We start from the raw sequence: 14,788 nt of genomic DNA on the forward strand, positions 1-14,788 counted from the left end.
GAATGCCCATGAATTTCGGTAGTAGACGGCGAGTCGTCTTTATCCTATCGGTTGAATATGAAAACGAGCCTCGAACATCTTCCCGAGAAGAAACAGCGCGAGCTTGCCCGCGTTGTGGAGATCATCCACGAGGAGTTTGCCGATGCGCTCGAGGGAAGCTCGGCCGACTTCAAGAAGCGCGGGCGAATCCTGAAGATTATCCTGTTCGGTTCCTACGCCCGCGGAACGTGGGTCGATGAACCGCATACGATGAAGGGTTACCGCTCCGACTACGACATCCTCGTCATCGTCAATTCGAAGAAGCTCGCAGAACCGGAATACTGGGACAAGGCGACCGATCGTCTGATGTGGGACAAGGGAGTGTCGACACCGGTGGGGCTGATCGTCCATGGCGCCCGAGAAGTGAACAACTTCCTTGCGGACGGGCAATATTTCTTCGTCGACATTCTGCGCGAGGGCATCGTGCTCTACGAACTCGACGACCGGCCACTGGCCGAGCCGAAACGACTCTCGCCTTCCGACGCGCTCAGGGTGGCGAACGAGCATTTTGATAGGCGGTTTCCCGATTCCAGGGACTTCAGGGACATCGCTAAATTGCTTGTCGAACGAGGAAACGTTCGGTTGGCGGCATTTCAATTGCATCAGTCCATCGAGACAGCATACGCGACGTTCCTCCTGACCTTTACCAACTACAGCCCACCGTCACACAATATCAAATTTCTCCGTGGTCTCGCCGAGGATCGTGATCAGCGGCTTATCGAAGCCTGGCCGCGTGATCAGCACCGCTTCACCGCCTGGTACAACATTCTCAACGAAGCCTATGTGAAGGCACGTTACTCCAAGCACTTCGAGGTCACCGAAGAAGCACTCGCCTGGCTCCTCGGCCGGACGGAACATCTCCACCGCCTCGTCGAGACAATCTGTCAGGAGCGGCTGGCGGAATTGGAATTGGGCTCAGCCTAGCTTCCACATTTACATCTCCGCACGGCGTGCGTTGAAATGAGCTCAAGGCGCGATCAACCTCTGGATCGTGCCGCCCGAAGGCGTCCTTGACCATGCCCGAGACGTCGTTGACATCGCCGATGCCGTCGGCGCCCTGCGTACAGAGTGCCGCGCTTCAGGGATTCCTCAGCGACGAGGTCCTGATAGACGTCCTGTTTGCAGGATACATCAATTAGCGATCCGCCTGGTGCATTGGATTTGCTGCTTGATGCAGGCGATCTCAACTGTTGAGCATTCGGCAATGCCGTTTACGACAACGCAGTGAGAGCATTGATCGGTGAATTCCAGGCAATCCGGATTGGCCTTGATGAAGTCCTGCAGGCTGGCATTCTCGATCTGCTGCCGCTCAGGAACAGCATCGGCACCCGGCGTATCCGCCGCATGAGCGGCGGTCATCCCCGCGATGGCAAGCGCCAGACAAAGCGCGACACGAATGCTGGACTGCCTCATCCCTTGCTCCTCCTCAGCGTACATCCGACGCGACGTGAAACGGCTTTCCTCCGCAACTGCGCAATGTCAGAGAGTGCCGTCACAACAGCCGCCATGCAATCGACCGCCCGCCGCTCTCACCCCAGTTCGTTGCGGATCGCCCGCATGAACACCCTGGCGCCGATGCCGATCAGATCGTCGGGAAAGTCATAGTCCGGATTGTGCAACCGCGCATGGTTTTCGCCGGCGCCGAGGAAGAACATCGCCGCTGGCGCCACGCGCCCGAAAAGGCCGAAATCCTCCGACCCCTTCATCGGCAGCACGCCCTCGCCCTTGTGGTGGCTGACGCCCTCCTCGTCCATGGCGCGTTCGAGCGCGGTGACCGTCGCCTCCGCATTGCTGCACTGGTGGAACACGTCCTCATAGCCGATCGTCACCTTCAGCCCGGCAGCCTCCGCCTCCCTGGCAACCAGCGCCTCGGCGCGGGCCACGAGGTCGGACATGCGCTCGTCGGTGAGTGTCCTGAGCGTCGCCCAGATCTCGGCATAGCCGGGGCTGATGCCGAAGGCCGCCTCGCCGAGCCGCGCATGCGTCACCGTGACAAGCGTATAGGTGTCGTCGAGCGGCCCGTTGTTGCCGAGCGCCGTCAGGCCGGAAAGCAGCGCGGCAACAGCAAAGGTCGGCGCAATGCCGTCCTCCGGCGTCGAGGCATGCGCCGTCTTCCCCGACAGCGAAATCCGCATGCCGCGCGAGGCGCAGTTCACTGGCCCGCTGCGAAGCGCCGCATGACCAAAGCCGATGCCCGGAAAATTGTGCAGCGAGAAGACGAGATCCGGCTTGATTGCCGCAAATTTCGGATCGGCGAGCACGGCCGCGGCACCCGCGCCGTTTTCCTCCGCCGGCTGGAACATCAGGATCGCCCGGCCCCTCACAGGCCGCTCGCGCCCGAGCCCTTTGGCCAGCGCCATCAGGATCGTCATGTGCCCGTCATGGCCGCAGAGGTGGCCTTTGCCCTTAATCTCCGAGCGATGGGAAATCTCGGAAATCTCTTCGATCGGCAACCCGTCGAGCTCGGCCCGCACCATGACGGTCCGGCCCGGCTCGCGTCCTTCATAGATCGCCGCAACCCCATGCCCGCCAAGGCCGGTAATCACCGCATCCGGTTTTGTCTCAGCCAACGCCTTGACGACCGTTTCCGCCGTCTCCCGCTCCTCGCCCGAGACCTCCGGCCGCCGGTGCAGGTCGCGCCGAAAGGCGGTGAGTGCCTCCAGTTCACGGTCGATCAGAAACATAACGCCCCTCAGGTTCTTTATCCGGACAGAAGCCCAGTTTCCGGCTTCATTGTTCACGCGTTTGGACAACGCATAATTCTGACCCCTTCAACAGTCTCCCAACCAGGACCTTTAGACCATCTCCGCTATTGAAAGAGAAGAGCGAAACACACTCAGGGCACAGCGACAGCGTACTGACTTCAACTCCCTCTTCGCACTTGCGTTGCCGATCGCACTGGAACTTGTTCGCCCCAGTTGCAATCAGGAAACTGGTTGCCGGGAGCCGCGCTCAAAGTATGGACGGCTCTCGGAGTTTTCTTCAAGTGCCCCCCGAACTTGGGGCGTTTGTCGGTGGAGAATTTTGACTTCTCCCAGAGCGGGAAATAAGCTAAGATTCAACTTGCTCGATATGATTGGCATGTGTTTCCGGACGACGCGATCTTCGCTGTGAGACCGTCCGGCCACATTTCCCCCGCCGGGCTCTCAAAGGAGAGTCGCCATGTCGAAGCCATTGAAGAATGCACTGGAACCGTCAACCGAGGCGGATGCGCAACATGACGTCGCGGTGGCGGCGGCTGTGGAACTTGCAATGGAGTTTTACGGCTGCGACGCCGTGACCGCCGCGGCCAAGCGCGCGTTCGAAGCCAGGGACCTCAATCGCGAAAGCCATTACCGGTTCTGGCTTCATATCTTCAAATCCCTGAAATCCAATCCAAACCTGGTCACCGAAATCTGCCAGCCGGGGTGACGGAGCGGCTGCCTGTGGCAGCGCGCATAAACCCAACGCTCGGATTCATAGAGCTTGAGGCACACAAGACCGAATCCGATGCAAGCCGCCCGCCAGTCCAGCGAAGGCAACACGATTTATATGATTTCCGCATCAATACCGGGAAATCAATATTGGAGATCGCAAGACTGACGGGCGCAATGTCACCGAACCGACAACACCAACAAAGGGGATCGTCATGAGGTACACTGCGCTGTGCGCACCTGCGATCGTATCAATGGTTTTGGCTGCGAACGGCCACGCCGAAACGCTCATCGTCAACAGCTATGGCGGGCCGTACGAAACCATCATTCGGGAGCGGATCATTGAGCCTTTCGAGGCTAAATTCGGGATCGAGGTAATCTACGACGCTGTCGGTTCGGCCTCCCAGGATTATGCCAAGATCAAGGCCACCGACGGCCGCCCTGGCTTCGATGTCGTCGTAATGACCGCTTCTCAATCGCTCGAAGGGTGCAAGGAAGGCCTGCTTGAGGAATTCTCACCAGAGGAGGTTCCCAATCTTGAGCATCTGTCATCGGTAATTGCCGGCGTTGCTGGTCCCTGCGGCGCGGTTCACGAAGTGCAGTATCTCTCGCTTCTTTACCGGACGGACAAGCTGGCAGAGCGTCCGAATTCCTGGAACGCGCTTCTGGATGATGGCCTCAAGGGCAAGATCATCCTGCCGACATTCCAAAACGTGATGGCCGCTTACCTGATGGAGATCTTCTCGGTCGCCCATGGTGGCGATCTACTCGAGAACGTCGATCCCGGCTTTGCCGCCATGGCCAAGCTTGCCGGGCAATCGATCGGCTTTGAGCAATCATCCTCCGTCATGGAAACGTACATCAAAGGGGGCGACGTCTGGGCCATGCCCTTCTGGAATGGGCGCGCGCAACTGCTCATCGATAGCGGTTTGCCGGTCGACTATGTCCTGCCGAAGGAAGGATCGATCCCCTTGGTCGCAACCCTGAACGTGCCGAAGCACGCGGCGAACCGAGACGCAGCTCTCAAGTTCGTCAACTTCTTTCTCGAGAAATCCAGCCAGGAGGCATGGGTCACCGGCTACAAGGTCGGCAGCGGTAGGATCGACATCGAGGTGCCCGCCGATATCCGTGCCAAGCAAATCACCACCGAGGCGGATCTGAAGGCCCTTCTATTGCCCGATCTCGCTGCGGTCGCGACACGGCTCTCCGCCTGGGGCGAACGATGGGAACGTGATGTCGTCGCGGCGGCCAAGTGAGGTAGATCATGGCCGTCATTATTTGCTCCACTCCGACAAAGCCCCTGCGCGCCGTGGTCCCTGTCAAGGGACTTGTGCCGCTGATAGCCCCGTCGCTCGTCCTTGTGCTCTTCTTCGCGATACCGATGGGCATGATGATCGGGATCAGCTTTCAAAGTCAAACGGAGAGCAGCCCGACACTTGCGAGCTATAGCCGCTTCTTCAGCAACGACCTGGTCCTTGTTGGCCTGGCCCGCACCGTCGTGATGTCGGGCCTCGTTGCGCTCTGCGTGACCGTCCTAGCCTACCCCCTCGCCTACTATCTGGCACGCGCCACATCGCGCTGGCGAACGGTCATCTTCGCGCTTGCCATTGCGCCGGAACTGGCGGGGGTCGTGCTTCGCACCTATGGCTGGCTCATCATTCTTGAAGATCGCGGCTTCATCAATTCCGCGCTGATATGGACCGGATTGATCACGGAACCCTTGCCCTTGTCGAAGAACCTTTTCGGCGTCGTGGTTGGGCTTACTCACGTCATCCTGCCATTTGGCGTGCTGTCGCTTCTGACGAGCCTCCAGGGTATCAACCCCAATCTGGAAAAATCTGCGCAAATTCTTGGCGCGTCACGTCTTGCTGTTATCCGGCACATCATCCTGCCTCTCTCTGTGCCGGGAATCGTAAGCTCTTTCTTGATTGGCTTCACCATGGCCGCAAGCGCTTATGCGACCCCGGCCCTCCTGGGCGGCGCTGGCTTCAAAGTCATGGCCACAATGGTCTACGAGCAGGTGCTGTTCTATCTCGACTGGCCCTTCGCGGCCGTGATGGCGAACGTTCTGCTCATCCTGATGCTGGCCGCCGGCTTTATCGGATCCAGGCTGGAGTCGCGGCTCCACCAAAAACTTCACCTTTAATGTCGGGAGGCTCCAATGAACCGACTGCTCACATATTTGTTCAGGATGGCGCTTGCCGCCATCCTGGCCTTCATCACTCTTCCTCTGGTTGTCGTCGTCGCGGCCTCTTTCAGTCCCACTTCGGCCGTGACGTTCCTGCCAAGCGAATGGACCTTGCAATGGTACGCGGCGCTCTGGGACAACCGCTGGCTCGATCCGTTTCTACTCAGCGTCGAACTTGCCGTCATCGTGTCGCTCGCAAGCGGACTGCTCGGCGTCCTTGGAGCCTACAGCGTCGCCTACGCAAAATGTCCGGGACACACCGCCATCATGGCGTTCCTCTTGTCACCCATGTCGGTCCCACAAATCGTCAAGGGCGTGGCGGTCGTTCTTTTTCTGTCCTCGATTGGACTTTACGACCTGCTCGGAACGCCCGGCCTTGTCATGGCTCACATCATCCTGACGTTGCCCTACGTCGTGCGCATGGCGGCCACCGCGATGTTCGGTTTCGACAAGCGGCTTGACCGCGCGGCACGCATACTAGGCGCCAGTGTCACGCGGAGGATCAGATATGTGCTGTTGCCGCTGATCCGCTCCGGCCTCTTCTCGGGGATGACCTTCGCCTTCATCATTTCCTTCAACAACATCCCGCTCTCCGTCTTCCTGGTCAGACCCGGCCAGACGACACTTCCGATTACCGTCATCAACCATCTCGAATACAGCCTGGATCCGGTGCTTGCGGCAGTCAACGTCGCGTCACTCCTCTTCATCCTTGGCGCAATCATCCTTTTCGAAAAGATCGGCGGCTTTTCCGCCCAATTCCACGGGGGTAGCAAATGACCACCATCGATATTGAACTCCTTTCCGTCAGCAAGCAGTTCGGTGCAAACCGGATCGTCGACGATATCAGCCTTGCCATCCCGAAGGGAAAATTCGTCAGCATTCTTGGTCCGTCCGGATGTGGCAAGACGACGACCCTGAACATGATCGCCGGATTTGAAGCGCCCTCTAGCGGGCAGATCCGAATTCGCGGTCGCGATCAGGAAGGCGTCCCGCCGGAAGCCCGGAAAATCGGACTGGTCTTCCAGAACTACGCACTCTTCCCGCATATGACGGTCGCCCAGAATGTCGGCTTTGGCCTAAAGATGCAGGACCGGCCCCGCGAGGAAATCGCCGACGGTGTCTCACGAGCCTTGAAAAGTGTGCGTCTCGAGGGCTTTGAGGATCGTTATCCGAAGGAACTTTCAGGGGGCCAACAGCAACGGGTCGCGGTCGCTCGGGCGATTGCGCCCTCACCGTCGGTGCTGCTTCTCGATGAGCCGCTCTCAAACCTTGACCTTAAGCTCCGGGAAGCGATGCGCGTCGAGCTGAAAGAGATCCAGGAAGATCTCGGCATGACCTTCATCTATGTCACACATGACCAGGAAGAGGCGATGGCCATGTCCGACCGGATCATCGTCATGCAGGGCGGAGTGGTCGCGCAGGAAGGAGCGCCCGCGGACATCTACGGCCGCCCGAGGACCTCCTTCGTAGCGGATTTCATCGGCAAGTCCAATATCCTCCCGGCATCCGCAGAGACCGGGACCGATCGGAACCTGAAGGTATCCCTCGGCGCGGGAAAGGCGGTGCTCACAGCCGCGCGGGGAGACGACGTCGCTCCTGACAATGTGCGCTTCTGCTGCATCAGACCGGAGGCCGTCAGGCTTGCAGATGCGGCAGGGGCGCTCGACGAGCCTGCAAACCGCCTGACAGGTACCATCCAAAAGGTCGTCAATCTGGGCGCCTATCTCGAGGCCTGGATGCTCGTGGATGGCGGGATCACCTTGAAGTCCATGATCCGCTCAACCCGCCTGGAGAAGCTCTCGGCCGGCTGCCGCGTAGACCTCGCCATCGCGCATTCCGCTGTCCAACTGCTGGAGCAATAGCGAGATTTATTACTCTCCATTATCAATGCGAAAGAATTGATATTGGAATATCGATTTATCACTCCGCTAAGCTCGATGTGATCCCGAGCCCGGGATCTTCCCACACGGAGGCGAAAGACACACATGAAAACAAGAGTTTCGGCAATCCAGACTGACAGCAACGTCTGCGCAGACATCGTCGGGTTCGATTTCTCCGGCTACGACGACGCGGACATTGCGGCGGTTCGATCCCACTGGCTGCAATATGGCGTCGTCCGCTTTCGGGCGACCGATATCACAGACCAGCAGCAGGTCGACTTCTCCCGTCACTTCGGTGATTTCGTCATCCATCCCAAGCAATTGCAGGAAGGCGGACACCCGATCCATCGCGAAATCCTGGTGATCAGCAATGTGATGAAGGACGGCAAGCCGAGCGGCGCGCTCGGCAACAGCGAAGCGACGTGGCACACGGACACATGGTTCTACGAGCGCCCACCTGCCGGCGCCATCCTCAGGGCGATCGCGGTTCCCCCTTCCGGCGGCGACACGTATTTTCTGTCAACCTACCAGGCTTTCGAAACGCTCCCTGAGGAGCTGGGCAGGGCCGTTGAGGGGCGGCAAATCTTCTTCCAGAATGTCTACGACAAGACGGGCAAGTTGCGCCTCGGGAAAGGCGAACCGACGAGCACGGATTTTCGGGAGTGGAGTGGCGTTGTCCATCCGTTGGTCAGAACTCATAGCGAGACGGGCCGCAAGGCGCTTTATCTGGGTGGAACGTCGGAAGGGGCGTGGATCGTCGGCATGCCGCTCGATGAAAGCAACGACCTGATCTCAAGGCTTTGGGAGCACACCACCAACGCGCCTGAAGTCTTCGTCCAGAAATGGAGCGTGGGCGACATCGTGATGTGGGACAACCGTTGCACAATGCACCGGCGCGATTCATTCGACCCGAATACCATCCGGATCATGCATCGGACGACGACATCCGGCGAGCGCCCGGTCTGATTTGTGAACCATAGGGCAGATCGGAGTCTCGTCGATGACCCAGCCATACAAGATTAAGAAACAACCTGAAGCGATACCAGACGCACTGCGAACACTGCTGGAGGGTGTCGAAACCGCAACCATCGGCCACTTCGAATATCTTGGATTTGTTGGGGCAGGAATTGCGCCGGTCTTTCCGGCCAAGGCAATTGGAACGGCAGTCACGGTCGCCGCGCCCGGCCGCGATGGAGCCGTCATCTATACGGCAATCGATCTGCTCCGCCCGGGAGATGTTCTCGTCATCTCCCGGGTCGACCGGGACGACGTTGCCTGCGTCGGCGGCGGTGTCGTTGCTGCTGCCCGAGCGCGTGGCGCCGTCGCCATTATCGTCGATGGTCCTTGCACCGACATCGAGGAGATCCGCGCCAGCCGCTTCCCGGTCTGGTGTCGCGGAGTCTCGTCCAAGACAACCAGCCGCCGGCACCAGATCGGTGGCGCGATCAACGTCCCGATCGCCTGTGGCGGGGCGGCCGTGCTGCCCGGGCATGCGGTCCTGGCAGATACGGAGGGTGTCTTCGTTGCCGATCCCTCCGATATGCGCTGCATCGCCGACACTGCCCTCGAGCGCCAACAACGTTCCCTTAAGCTCCGGCCCTACCTTGAGGCCGGCCATTCCATCTTCGAATTGGATCGGATCGTGTAATGAAGATTTCCCTCGTCCAGATGAACTCCCAGCCCGACCGCGACAGCAATTTGCGCGCGGCCGAGAGCCTGATGCAGCTGTCAATCGCACGCGATACACCAGATCTCATCGTTCTTCCGGAACATTTCGACTGGTCCGGCGGCACGGTGGCGGAAAAACTGGCGGCGGCTGATCATATGCCGGGCGGCGACGCCTATCGCATGTTGCAGGCGTTCGCCGCCCGGCAAAAAGTCTGGATCCACGGCGGCAGCTTGCTCGAAAGGGTTGATGGAAGTTCAAAGATCTACAACACAACGGTCGTCTTTGATCCGGACGGTAACGAGGTGGGCCGCTACCGCAAAGTTCACCTGTTCGACATCGAGGCGCCAGATGGCAAGAAGTATCGAGAATCCGCCACCGTTGCGCCTGGAGAAAGCCTATTCGTCTACGAAGCCGACGGCTTCAGGATCGGCTGTGCCATCTGCTACGATCTCCGATTCCCCCGGCTCTTTGATGCGCTCGCAGACGCCGGCGTGGATGTGTTCATTCTACCCGCGGCCTTCACGTTACAGACCGGCAAGGACCACTGGGAAGTGCTCTGCCGTGCACGCGCGATCGAGCATCAGGTCTATTTCGTCGCCTGTGGTCAATGCGGAGGCTACACTGCAGCGGACGGAGATCGCCGTTTCACCTACGGCAACTCTCTCGTCTGCGACCCCTGGGGACAGGTCATAGCCCGCGCCGTCGATCAGGTCGGCCTGGTTTCCGCACACCTCGATCTCGACCGTGTGGCGGCAGTTCGCAATCTCATTCCCGCCGCGTCGCACAAGGTTTCGTTTGTCGATCAGGCACGCGTCTACCGAGGTTGCAGCCGCGGTGAGCGCTGCAATTCCTCCTGCAGCTCGCCTGTGCAGACCTTGGGGGCACCAATTTCTTCTAGTAGCACGTAGACAACGCCCCCCTGAAAATGGACCTCCAATCTCCATCCTCGGGTAATCGGACACCAGATATGACCGCTTTTATCACGCAAACGCTCGGCAGCTATATCGCCGAGGAAGCACTCGCTCGCGTTCCCGGCGACGTCATCGACAAGGCCAAGCTCTGCCTCCTGGACTCGCTTGGCTGCCTGTTCGGAGGGCATCAGCTGCCGATGGCTGGCATGCTCGAGGTGCTGCGGGCGGACAGCCAGGTCGCACCCTCCTCCGGCAGACCTGTCAGTGGCTGTGCCGAACCGGCGGCTGCCGCCTTCGTCAAGGCAACTTTGATCAATGCGCTCGACTTCGACGACATCTACGAGAAGGGCCACCCCGGAGCCACGGTGATTTCAGCAGCCTTATCGGTCGCTGAGCACACGAAGTGTTCGGGCACAGAATTACTCGAGGCCGTGATCACCGGCTATGAAGTGAGCTGCCGCGTTGGCATCTCACTGGCTCACGTCCAGCCCAGAAAGGCGATTCACGGCCATGGGACTTGGCAGATATTCGGTGCAGCAGCCGCGGCCGTGAAACTCATGCGTCTCGACGCCGGACGAGCGGCGCATGCAATCGCGATCGCCGCTACGAATGCGCCAGTCGCGTCCGTCATGAAGACCGTCTACGGAGACACGCCATCGATGGCGAAGAACAACTTCGGCATGGCCGCGCAAATGGGCGTCTTGGCCGCGCGCCTTGCCGCTGCCGGCTACGAGGGGCCTTTGGATGTCTTCGAGGGGGAGGCAGGTTTCTGGCGGATGGCGGGCGCCGACGAGTGCCGTTTCGATCGATTGACCAACGACTTGGGTGGTGCCTACGAAATTCTCCGGGTTGGCTTCAAGCCCTTCAGTTGCTGTCGGCTCATCCAAAGCAGTGTCCAAGCCAGCCGCGACGTCGTCCGGATGGCCGGCATTGATCCCGCCGACGGCTTGCACGCCAAGCTGGTCGTGACCGCACCTCCGATTTTGTGCGAACCGCCATTTAGCGAGGCGCGTCCGCGGCACATGTGGGCAGCGCAGTTCAGCGCACCGCACGCCATCGCTATGGCCGTATTCGGCGTTGAGCCGGGTCCCGACTGGTTCGTGGATGACTGGCTCAATGACGAGATCGCCGGGCGGTTTCAAGACAGTATCGAGCTGAGGCCACATACCATCCACGCCTCACCTCAAAGCGCTCACGCCGCAAGCGCTTGCTTGCAGTTGCGCGACGGGCAGAGCTTTGAAAGGCACGTAGACGTTGCGGAGGGAGAGGCAAGTAACCCCATGCGGAAATCAGCTCTCGAGGGCAAGTTCTTACGGCTTGCGAGCCCTGTCGTGGGAGACAGCAGTGCTTGCGAAGCCATTGATAACGTGTACGCGCTGGATAAAGCGGGATTGCCCCGGCCGCTCCTCAACTTATTGGTCAGCTGATACCGGCATACTCCGACATGACGGCATTTTGTTCGCAAACTAAGCCCGCAAGATCCCGGCAAGAATATCGGGGATACAGGGCGTATCGACGAGACGATCGATTTCGACACGCAATCTGTTGACCCGTTCAGCAGTACGCTCCACCGCCTCGTCAGGCGCTTCCCCGAGTTCGACATAGGCGTCGAACAGATGATCGAAGATCAACTCGAAATCGCGTTCGGCATCCTCAGAATATTCAAGAGTCCACACGAACAACCCGTCTCTCCGCTCGATCATTCCCGCCACGCGAATTTCCATTTCCGTCGCAGAAATCATTGGTCCGTTCAATCGCCGCTGGACCAATTCGCGAAGCGCTGCCGTTTCGACGGTCTCGGTCTTTTGGCGAAGCGGTTCCAGGCCGTGTTGAAAAACGGAACTCATGCTGGAATACCGGCCGCCCTCCACCAGCGAACGGGCAAACGAATTCTGCTGCTCGGTCAGGCACGCGGCTAGCGTCTTCGACTCAGATCGACGAGCGATATGTGCAAGCAATTGGGGCACGCTTCGGATGAACTGCCGCGGCACTTTCCATCCCCTATCCCTCCCAGGCGCCTCTCCTGTTCGTGGCACGAAAACACTAGGTCACAACCTAAGGTTATGCTCGTTCATTTATAGACGACAAAAATGTATCCGAAGCTTTCCTTTAAACCCTCCATTCCAGATGGGAAATTGCTCCCCGTCACATGACGTCGACAAAACCACGGAGAACGGTGATGGAGAGCACACCCAGATACATTTCACTTGCGGAAATGAAGCGCCTCGGCGTCCGCCTCGAGGCATCCGCGCTCCACGATGCCGCCAGGGCAGCTTGGTCCGACATCCGCTTGGGCCAGGCCCATGGCCTGAAATCTGTTTTGTCCCTTCCCGAAGCCGACTTGTGGAACCAACCCCAGTTTGAAGCTTACCGGGATACGTTGCAAGGCGAGCGATTAGGCTGGAAGCTCTCTTCGCTCTCCAGCGTCGGGACCAGATACGCCGCCGTCAAGGTGGTCGGTGCCAATGCGATAAACCGTCAATTGGGTCAGCCGCGTTCGACGTCGACGATCCTGCTGCTCGACAACTTCACGCTGCGCCCGCTTTGCGTGATGGACGGAACCGATATCTCTGCCGCAAGAACGGCAACCTATGCCTCGATGGCGCTTGAACTTTTCTTTCCCAAAACAGAAGAACTCTCCGTCTTCCTCTTTGGGGCAGGCCCCATTGCCGAGCAGATCATCAGAGTGCTCGGTCATTTCGGAGCCGGCATCGTCTCGAAGATATTCGTGCGCAGCCGCTCAGGCGCTTCCGCGCACCAACTCGTTAAAAGACACAGACAGTCACCTGGAATTCGGCTCGAAGCTGTCGCGGATAATCAGAGGCTGCGTGATTGCCGGTTTGTCATCACCGCTTCCAATGCTAGCGCACCGGTGTTTGAGAGCGCAGAAATCTGCCCAAATGCCGTTGTCCTGCATCTCGGTGGAGACGAGACGCCGTCGGGCCATATCCAAAACGTTCTTCGGTGCGGATTGGCGCTCTGTGACGACGTTTCTATGGTGTCGCGGCGAAACTCCCAAAGCCTGGCGCTCTACTTCTCACGCAAGGGATCGACATTGGAGCAGCTTGGCCCAGTGCTCGGTGTCTTGAACTTAAAGGATTTCTGCGACGCGGGCGGCGGATCGGAATTCCCGATCCTCATTACGTGCGTTGGCCTGCCTATGCTTGACCTTTACGTCGCCGCTCATGTTTACGAAACCTGGTTCTCGCCAGATGGGGGCATGGCGTCATCCTCGTCTAGCACGAACTGACGCCCGGCGGCCTAAGCTTTATGGAGGGGGCGGATGTATGTCACCGAAATCCTCGCAGAGTATCTGGCGAACTATCCTTCCGAAGCTCTGCCTCCCGACCTGAGGTTAAGTGCCACCTGCTGTATTGTGGATGCAGTCACCGCCTACGTCGTCGGCTGCGATGTACCGAGTGCGCGCTCAGCCCGCGCGGTCGCCCGGCACGATTTTGGAACCGGCCGGGCTTCGGTCTGGTTTACGGGGGAATGTCTCGGGGTCACTGCTGCGGCAGTCTGTAACGCTGCGTCAGCCTCCGCACTCGATTTCGACGACGGTCATCGCGCCGCGCGCGGTCATCCCGGTGCGGCTGTGATACCCGTAGCACTCTCCGTGGCATCTGCGATTGGTTCATCCGCCGATGACCTCCTGACCGCAATCGCTCTCGGATACGAGATCGGAATTCGCATTGCCGTGGCGCAGAACCCGCAAGCGATCAAAAGCCGACAATCGGGACGTTGGACCGGCTATGCTGCTGCGGCCACGGCCGGCCGCCTCTACAGAACCGATCCCCCGGCACTCGCACACGCACTCGCTGTGGCCGGAGTGCTCGCACCAAACCAGGAGGCAAACGGCAGCTCCGGCTATGCCAACCTCACCGGGAACGACGTCAAGGAGGGTATTCCCTGGAGTGTCGTGACGGGCCTGACCGCATTACGCCTCGCGGAGCGGGGATTTACCGGGCCGCTGGATTTGCTCGATCATGCGTCGCACTTCAACTGGCCGAGCATTATCGCGGACTTGGGTGATCCAGCTGAGATCTCGAGGGTCTATTTCAAACCCTATTCCTGCTGCCGCTACATCCATCCCGCTCTTGATGCCTTTGCGGCGCTTTCGGAAGTTGCTGACATCAGGACCGAACAAATCGCATCAATCGAAGTTCAGACCTTTCAATGGGCTCTCCGACTCTCAAACACCGTGTCTCCCAGGACAGTGACGGAGATCCAATACAGCCTGCCCTATTGCATGGCGATTGCTGTTGTTGATGGGCCTGCGGCACTGGCGCCAGTCGATAATGCGCAACTGGATAGGCCCGACCTCCTCGAATTCGCCCGCAAGGTTCATCTCTCGGTCAATCCTGAGATCGACGCACGCTTTCCGACAGAGACCCTTGCGCGGGTATGCCTGCAAATGATCGACGGCAGATTGATCACCTCTAAGGTGACCTCGCCGCGCGGGGACAAGGCGCGCCCCTTAGCCTGGGAAGATCTGATCAATAAATTCTCGGCAGCAACGCGGGGCAAGCTTTCTCCCAAGGCACAATATACTGTCCTGCAGGCTTTTGAGGCACTGAAAAGAGGAGATGCTGCTCCCCTCCTCCAGCGCCTGAGGATGCGTTTGATCGACTGACATGTCGACCACTGCCCCTTGTGTCAGTCGGATCATCCGTCGGCGATATCGCGTA

The 14,788-nt window shown here is 59.3% G+C and carries 14 protein-coding genes and 2 pseudogenes; 12 read left to right on the forward strand and 4 right to left on the reverse strand.

Annotated elements, in window-relative coordinates; genetic code table 11:
• The first annotated feature begins 57 nt into the window (after nt 1-57).
• Entirely contained in the window at nt 58-963 is a 906-nt protein-coding gene (locus ACTJKM_RS21750; RefSeq protein ID WP_440660851.1) for a nucleotidyltransferase and HEPN domain-containing protein, read from the forward strand.
• A 207-nt stretch (nt 964-1,170) separates the two neighbouring features.
• Here ACTJKM_RS21750 and ACTJKM_RS21755 read toward each other — a convergent pair whose 3' ends face one another.
• Together ACTJKM_RS21755 and ACTJKM_RS21760 are read right to left on the reverse strand one after the other, a co-directional pair.
• Nucleotides 1,171-1,452 carry a hypothetical protein gene (locus ACTJKM_RS21755; RefSeq protein ID WP_440660853.1) on the reverse strand — a complete coding sequence of 94 codons (282 nt, stop codon included), beginning with the start codon at nt 1,450-1,452 and terminating at the stop codon, nt 1,171-1,173.
• Nucleotides 1,453-1,568: 116 nt separating this feature from the next.
• Nucleotides 1,569-2,723 (reverse strand): amidohydrolase, encoded by a 1,155-nt coding sequence (locus ACTJKM_RS21760; protein WP_440660854.1) that lies wholly within the window; start codon nt 2,721-2,723, stop codon nt 1,569-1,571.
• 478 nt (nt 2,724-3,201) lie between these two features.
• Here ACTJKM_RS21760 and ACTJKM_RS21765 point away from each other — a divergent pair, with 478 nt between their 5' ends.
• The 9 genes from ACTJKM_RS21765 (at nt 3,202) to ACTJKM_RS21805 (ending at nt 11,527) form a co-directional block, all read left to right on the forward strand.
• Nucleotides 3,202-3,450, forward strand: a complete 249-nt coding sequence (locus tag ACTJKM_RS21765) for a hypothetical protein (protein WP_440660855.1) — start codon at nt 3,202-3,204, stop codon at nt 3,448-3,450.
• Between the two features lie 217 nt (nt 3,451-3,667).
• Nucleotides 3,668-4,708: an ABC transporter substrate-binding protein gene (locus ACTJKM_RS21770; RefSeq protein WP_113511704.1), complete on the forward strand. Its 1,041-nt coding sequence runs from the start codon at nt 3,668-3,670 to the stop codon at nt 4,706-4,708.
• Nucleotides 4,709-4,833: 125 nt separating this feature from the next.
• On the forward strand, nt 4,834-5,598 hold the full coding sequence (locus ACTJKM_RS21775; protein ID WP_113511804.1) for an ABC transporter permease: 765 nt from the start codon (nt 4,834-4,836) through the stop codon (nt 5,596-5,598).
• A gap of 15 nt (nt 5,599-5,613) precedes the next feature.
• Complete coding sequence (locus ACTJKM_RS21780) at nt 5,614-6,417, forward strand: ABC transporter permease (protein ID WP_058329151.1); 804 nt, start codon at nt 5,614-5,616, stop codon at nt 6,415-6,417.
• Nucleotides 6,414-7,502: an ABC transporter ATP-binding protein gene (locus tag ACTJKM_RS21785; protein ID WP_440660856.1), complete on the forward strand. Its 1,089-nt coding sequence runs from the start codon at nt 6,414-6,416 to the stop codon at nt 7,500-7,502. Before ACTJKM_RS21780 ends, ACTJKM_RS21785 begins: the two co-directional genes overlap by 4 nt.
• 123 nt (nt 7,503-7,625) lie before the next feature.
• Entirely contained in the window at nt 7,626-8,486 is an 861-nt protein-coding gene (locus ACTJKM_RS21790; RefSeq protein ID WP_440660857.1) for a TauD/TfdA dioxygenase family protein, read from the forward strand.
• 34 nt (nt 8,487-8,520) lie between these two features.
• The gene (locus tag ACTJKM_RS21795; RefSeq protein ID WP_058329148.1) at nt 8,521-9,168 is read left to right on the forward strand and encodes an RraA family protein; all 648 of its coding nucleotides are present in this window, start codon (nt 8,521-8,523) and stop codon (nt 9,166-9,168) included.
• Complete coding sequence (locus ACTJKM_RS21800) at nt 9,168-10,097, forward strand: carbon-nitrogen hydrolase family protein (RefSeq protein ID WP_113511708.1); 930 nt, start codon at nt 9,168-9,170, stop codon at nt 10,095-10,097. Before ACTJKM_RS21795 ends, ACTJKM_RS21800 begins: the two co-directional genes overlap by 1 nt.
• A gap of 59 nt (nt 10,098-10,156) precedes the next feature.
• Nucleotides 10,157-11,527, forward strand: a complete 1,371-nt coding sequence (locus ACTJKM_RS21805; RefSeq protein WP_440660858.1) for an MmgE/PrpD family protein — start codon at nt 10,157-10,159, stop codon at nt 11,525-11,527.
• 51 nt (nt 11,528-11,578) lie between these two features.
• Here ACTJKM_RS21805 and ACTJKM_RS21810 read toward each other — a convergent pair.
• A pseudogene (locus ACTJKM_RS21810) lies at nt 11,579-11,782 on the reverse strand (type II toxin-antitoxin system RelE/ParE family toxin); the annotation flags it as partial.
• Nucleotides 11,763-12,007: pseudogene (locus tag ACTJKM_RS21815) on the reverse strand (type II toxin-antitoxin system ParD family antitoxin). The pseudogenes ACTJKM_RS21815 and ACTJKM_RS21810, both read right to left, overlap by 20 nt.
• 272 nt (nt 12,008-12,279) lie before the next feature.
• On the opposite strand from ACTJKM_RS21815, the gene ACTJKM_RS21820 reads away from it, so the two are divergent.
• Both ACTJKM_RS21820 and ACTJKM_RS21825 read left to right on the forward strand, forming a co-directional pair.
• A complete protein-coding gene (locus ACTJKM_RS21820) occupies nt 12,280-13,350 on the forward strand; it encodes an ornithine cyclodeaminase (protein ID WP_440660860.1) in 1,071 nt (356 codons plus the stop codon).
• A gap of 33 nt (nt 13,351-13,383) precedes the next feature.
• Nucleotides 13,384-14,733 (forward strand): MmgE/PrpD family protein, encoded by a 1,350-nt coding sequence (locus tag ACTJKM_RS21825; RefSeq protein WP_440660861.1) that lies wholly within the window; start codon nt 13,384-13,386, stop codon nt 14,731-14,733.
• Nucleotides 14,734-14,788 lie beyond the last annotated feature (55 nt).

It is taken from the genome of Ensifer sp. 22460 (genome assembly GCF_052044935.1).
Taxonomy (GTDB): Bacteria; Pseudomonadota; Alphaproteobacteria; order Rhizobiales; family Rhizobiaceae; genus Ensifer.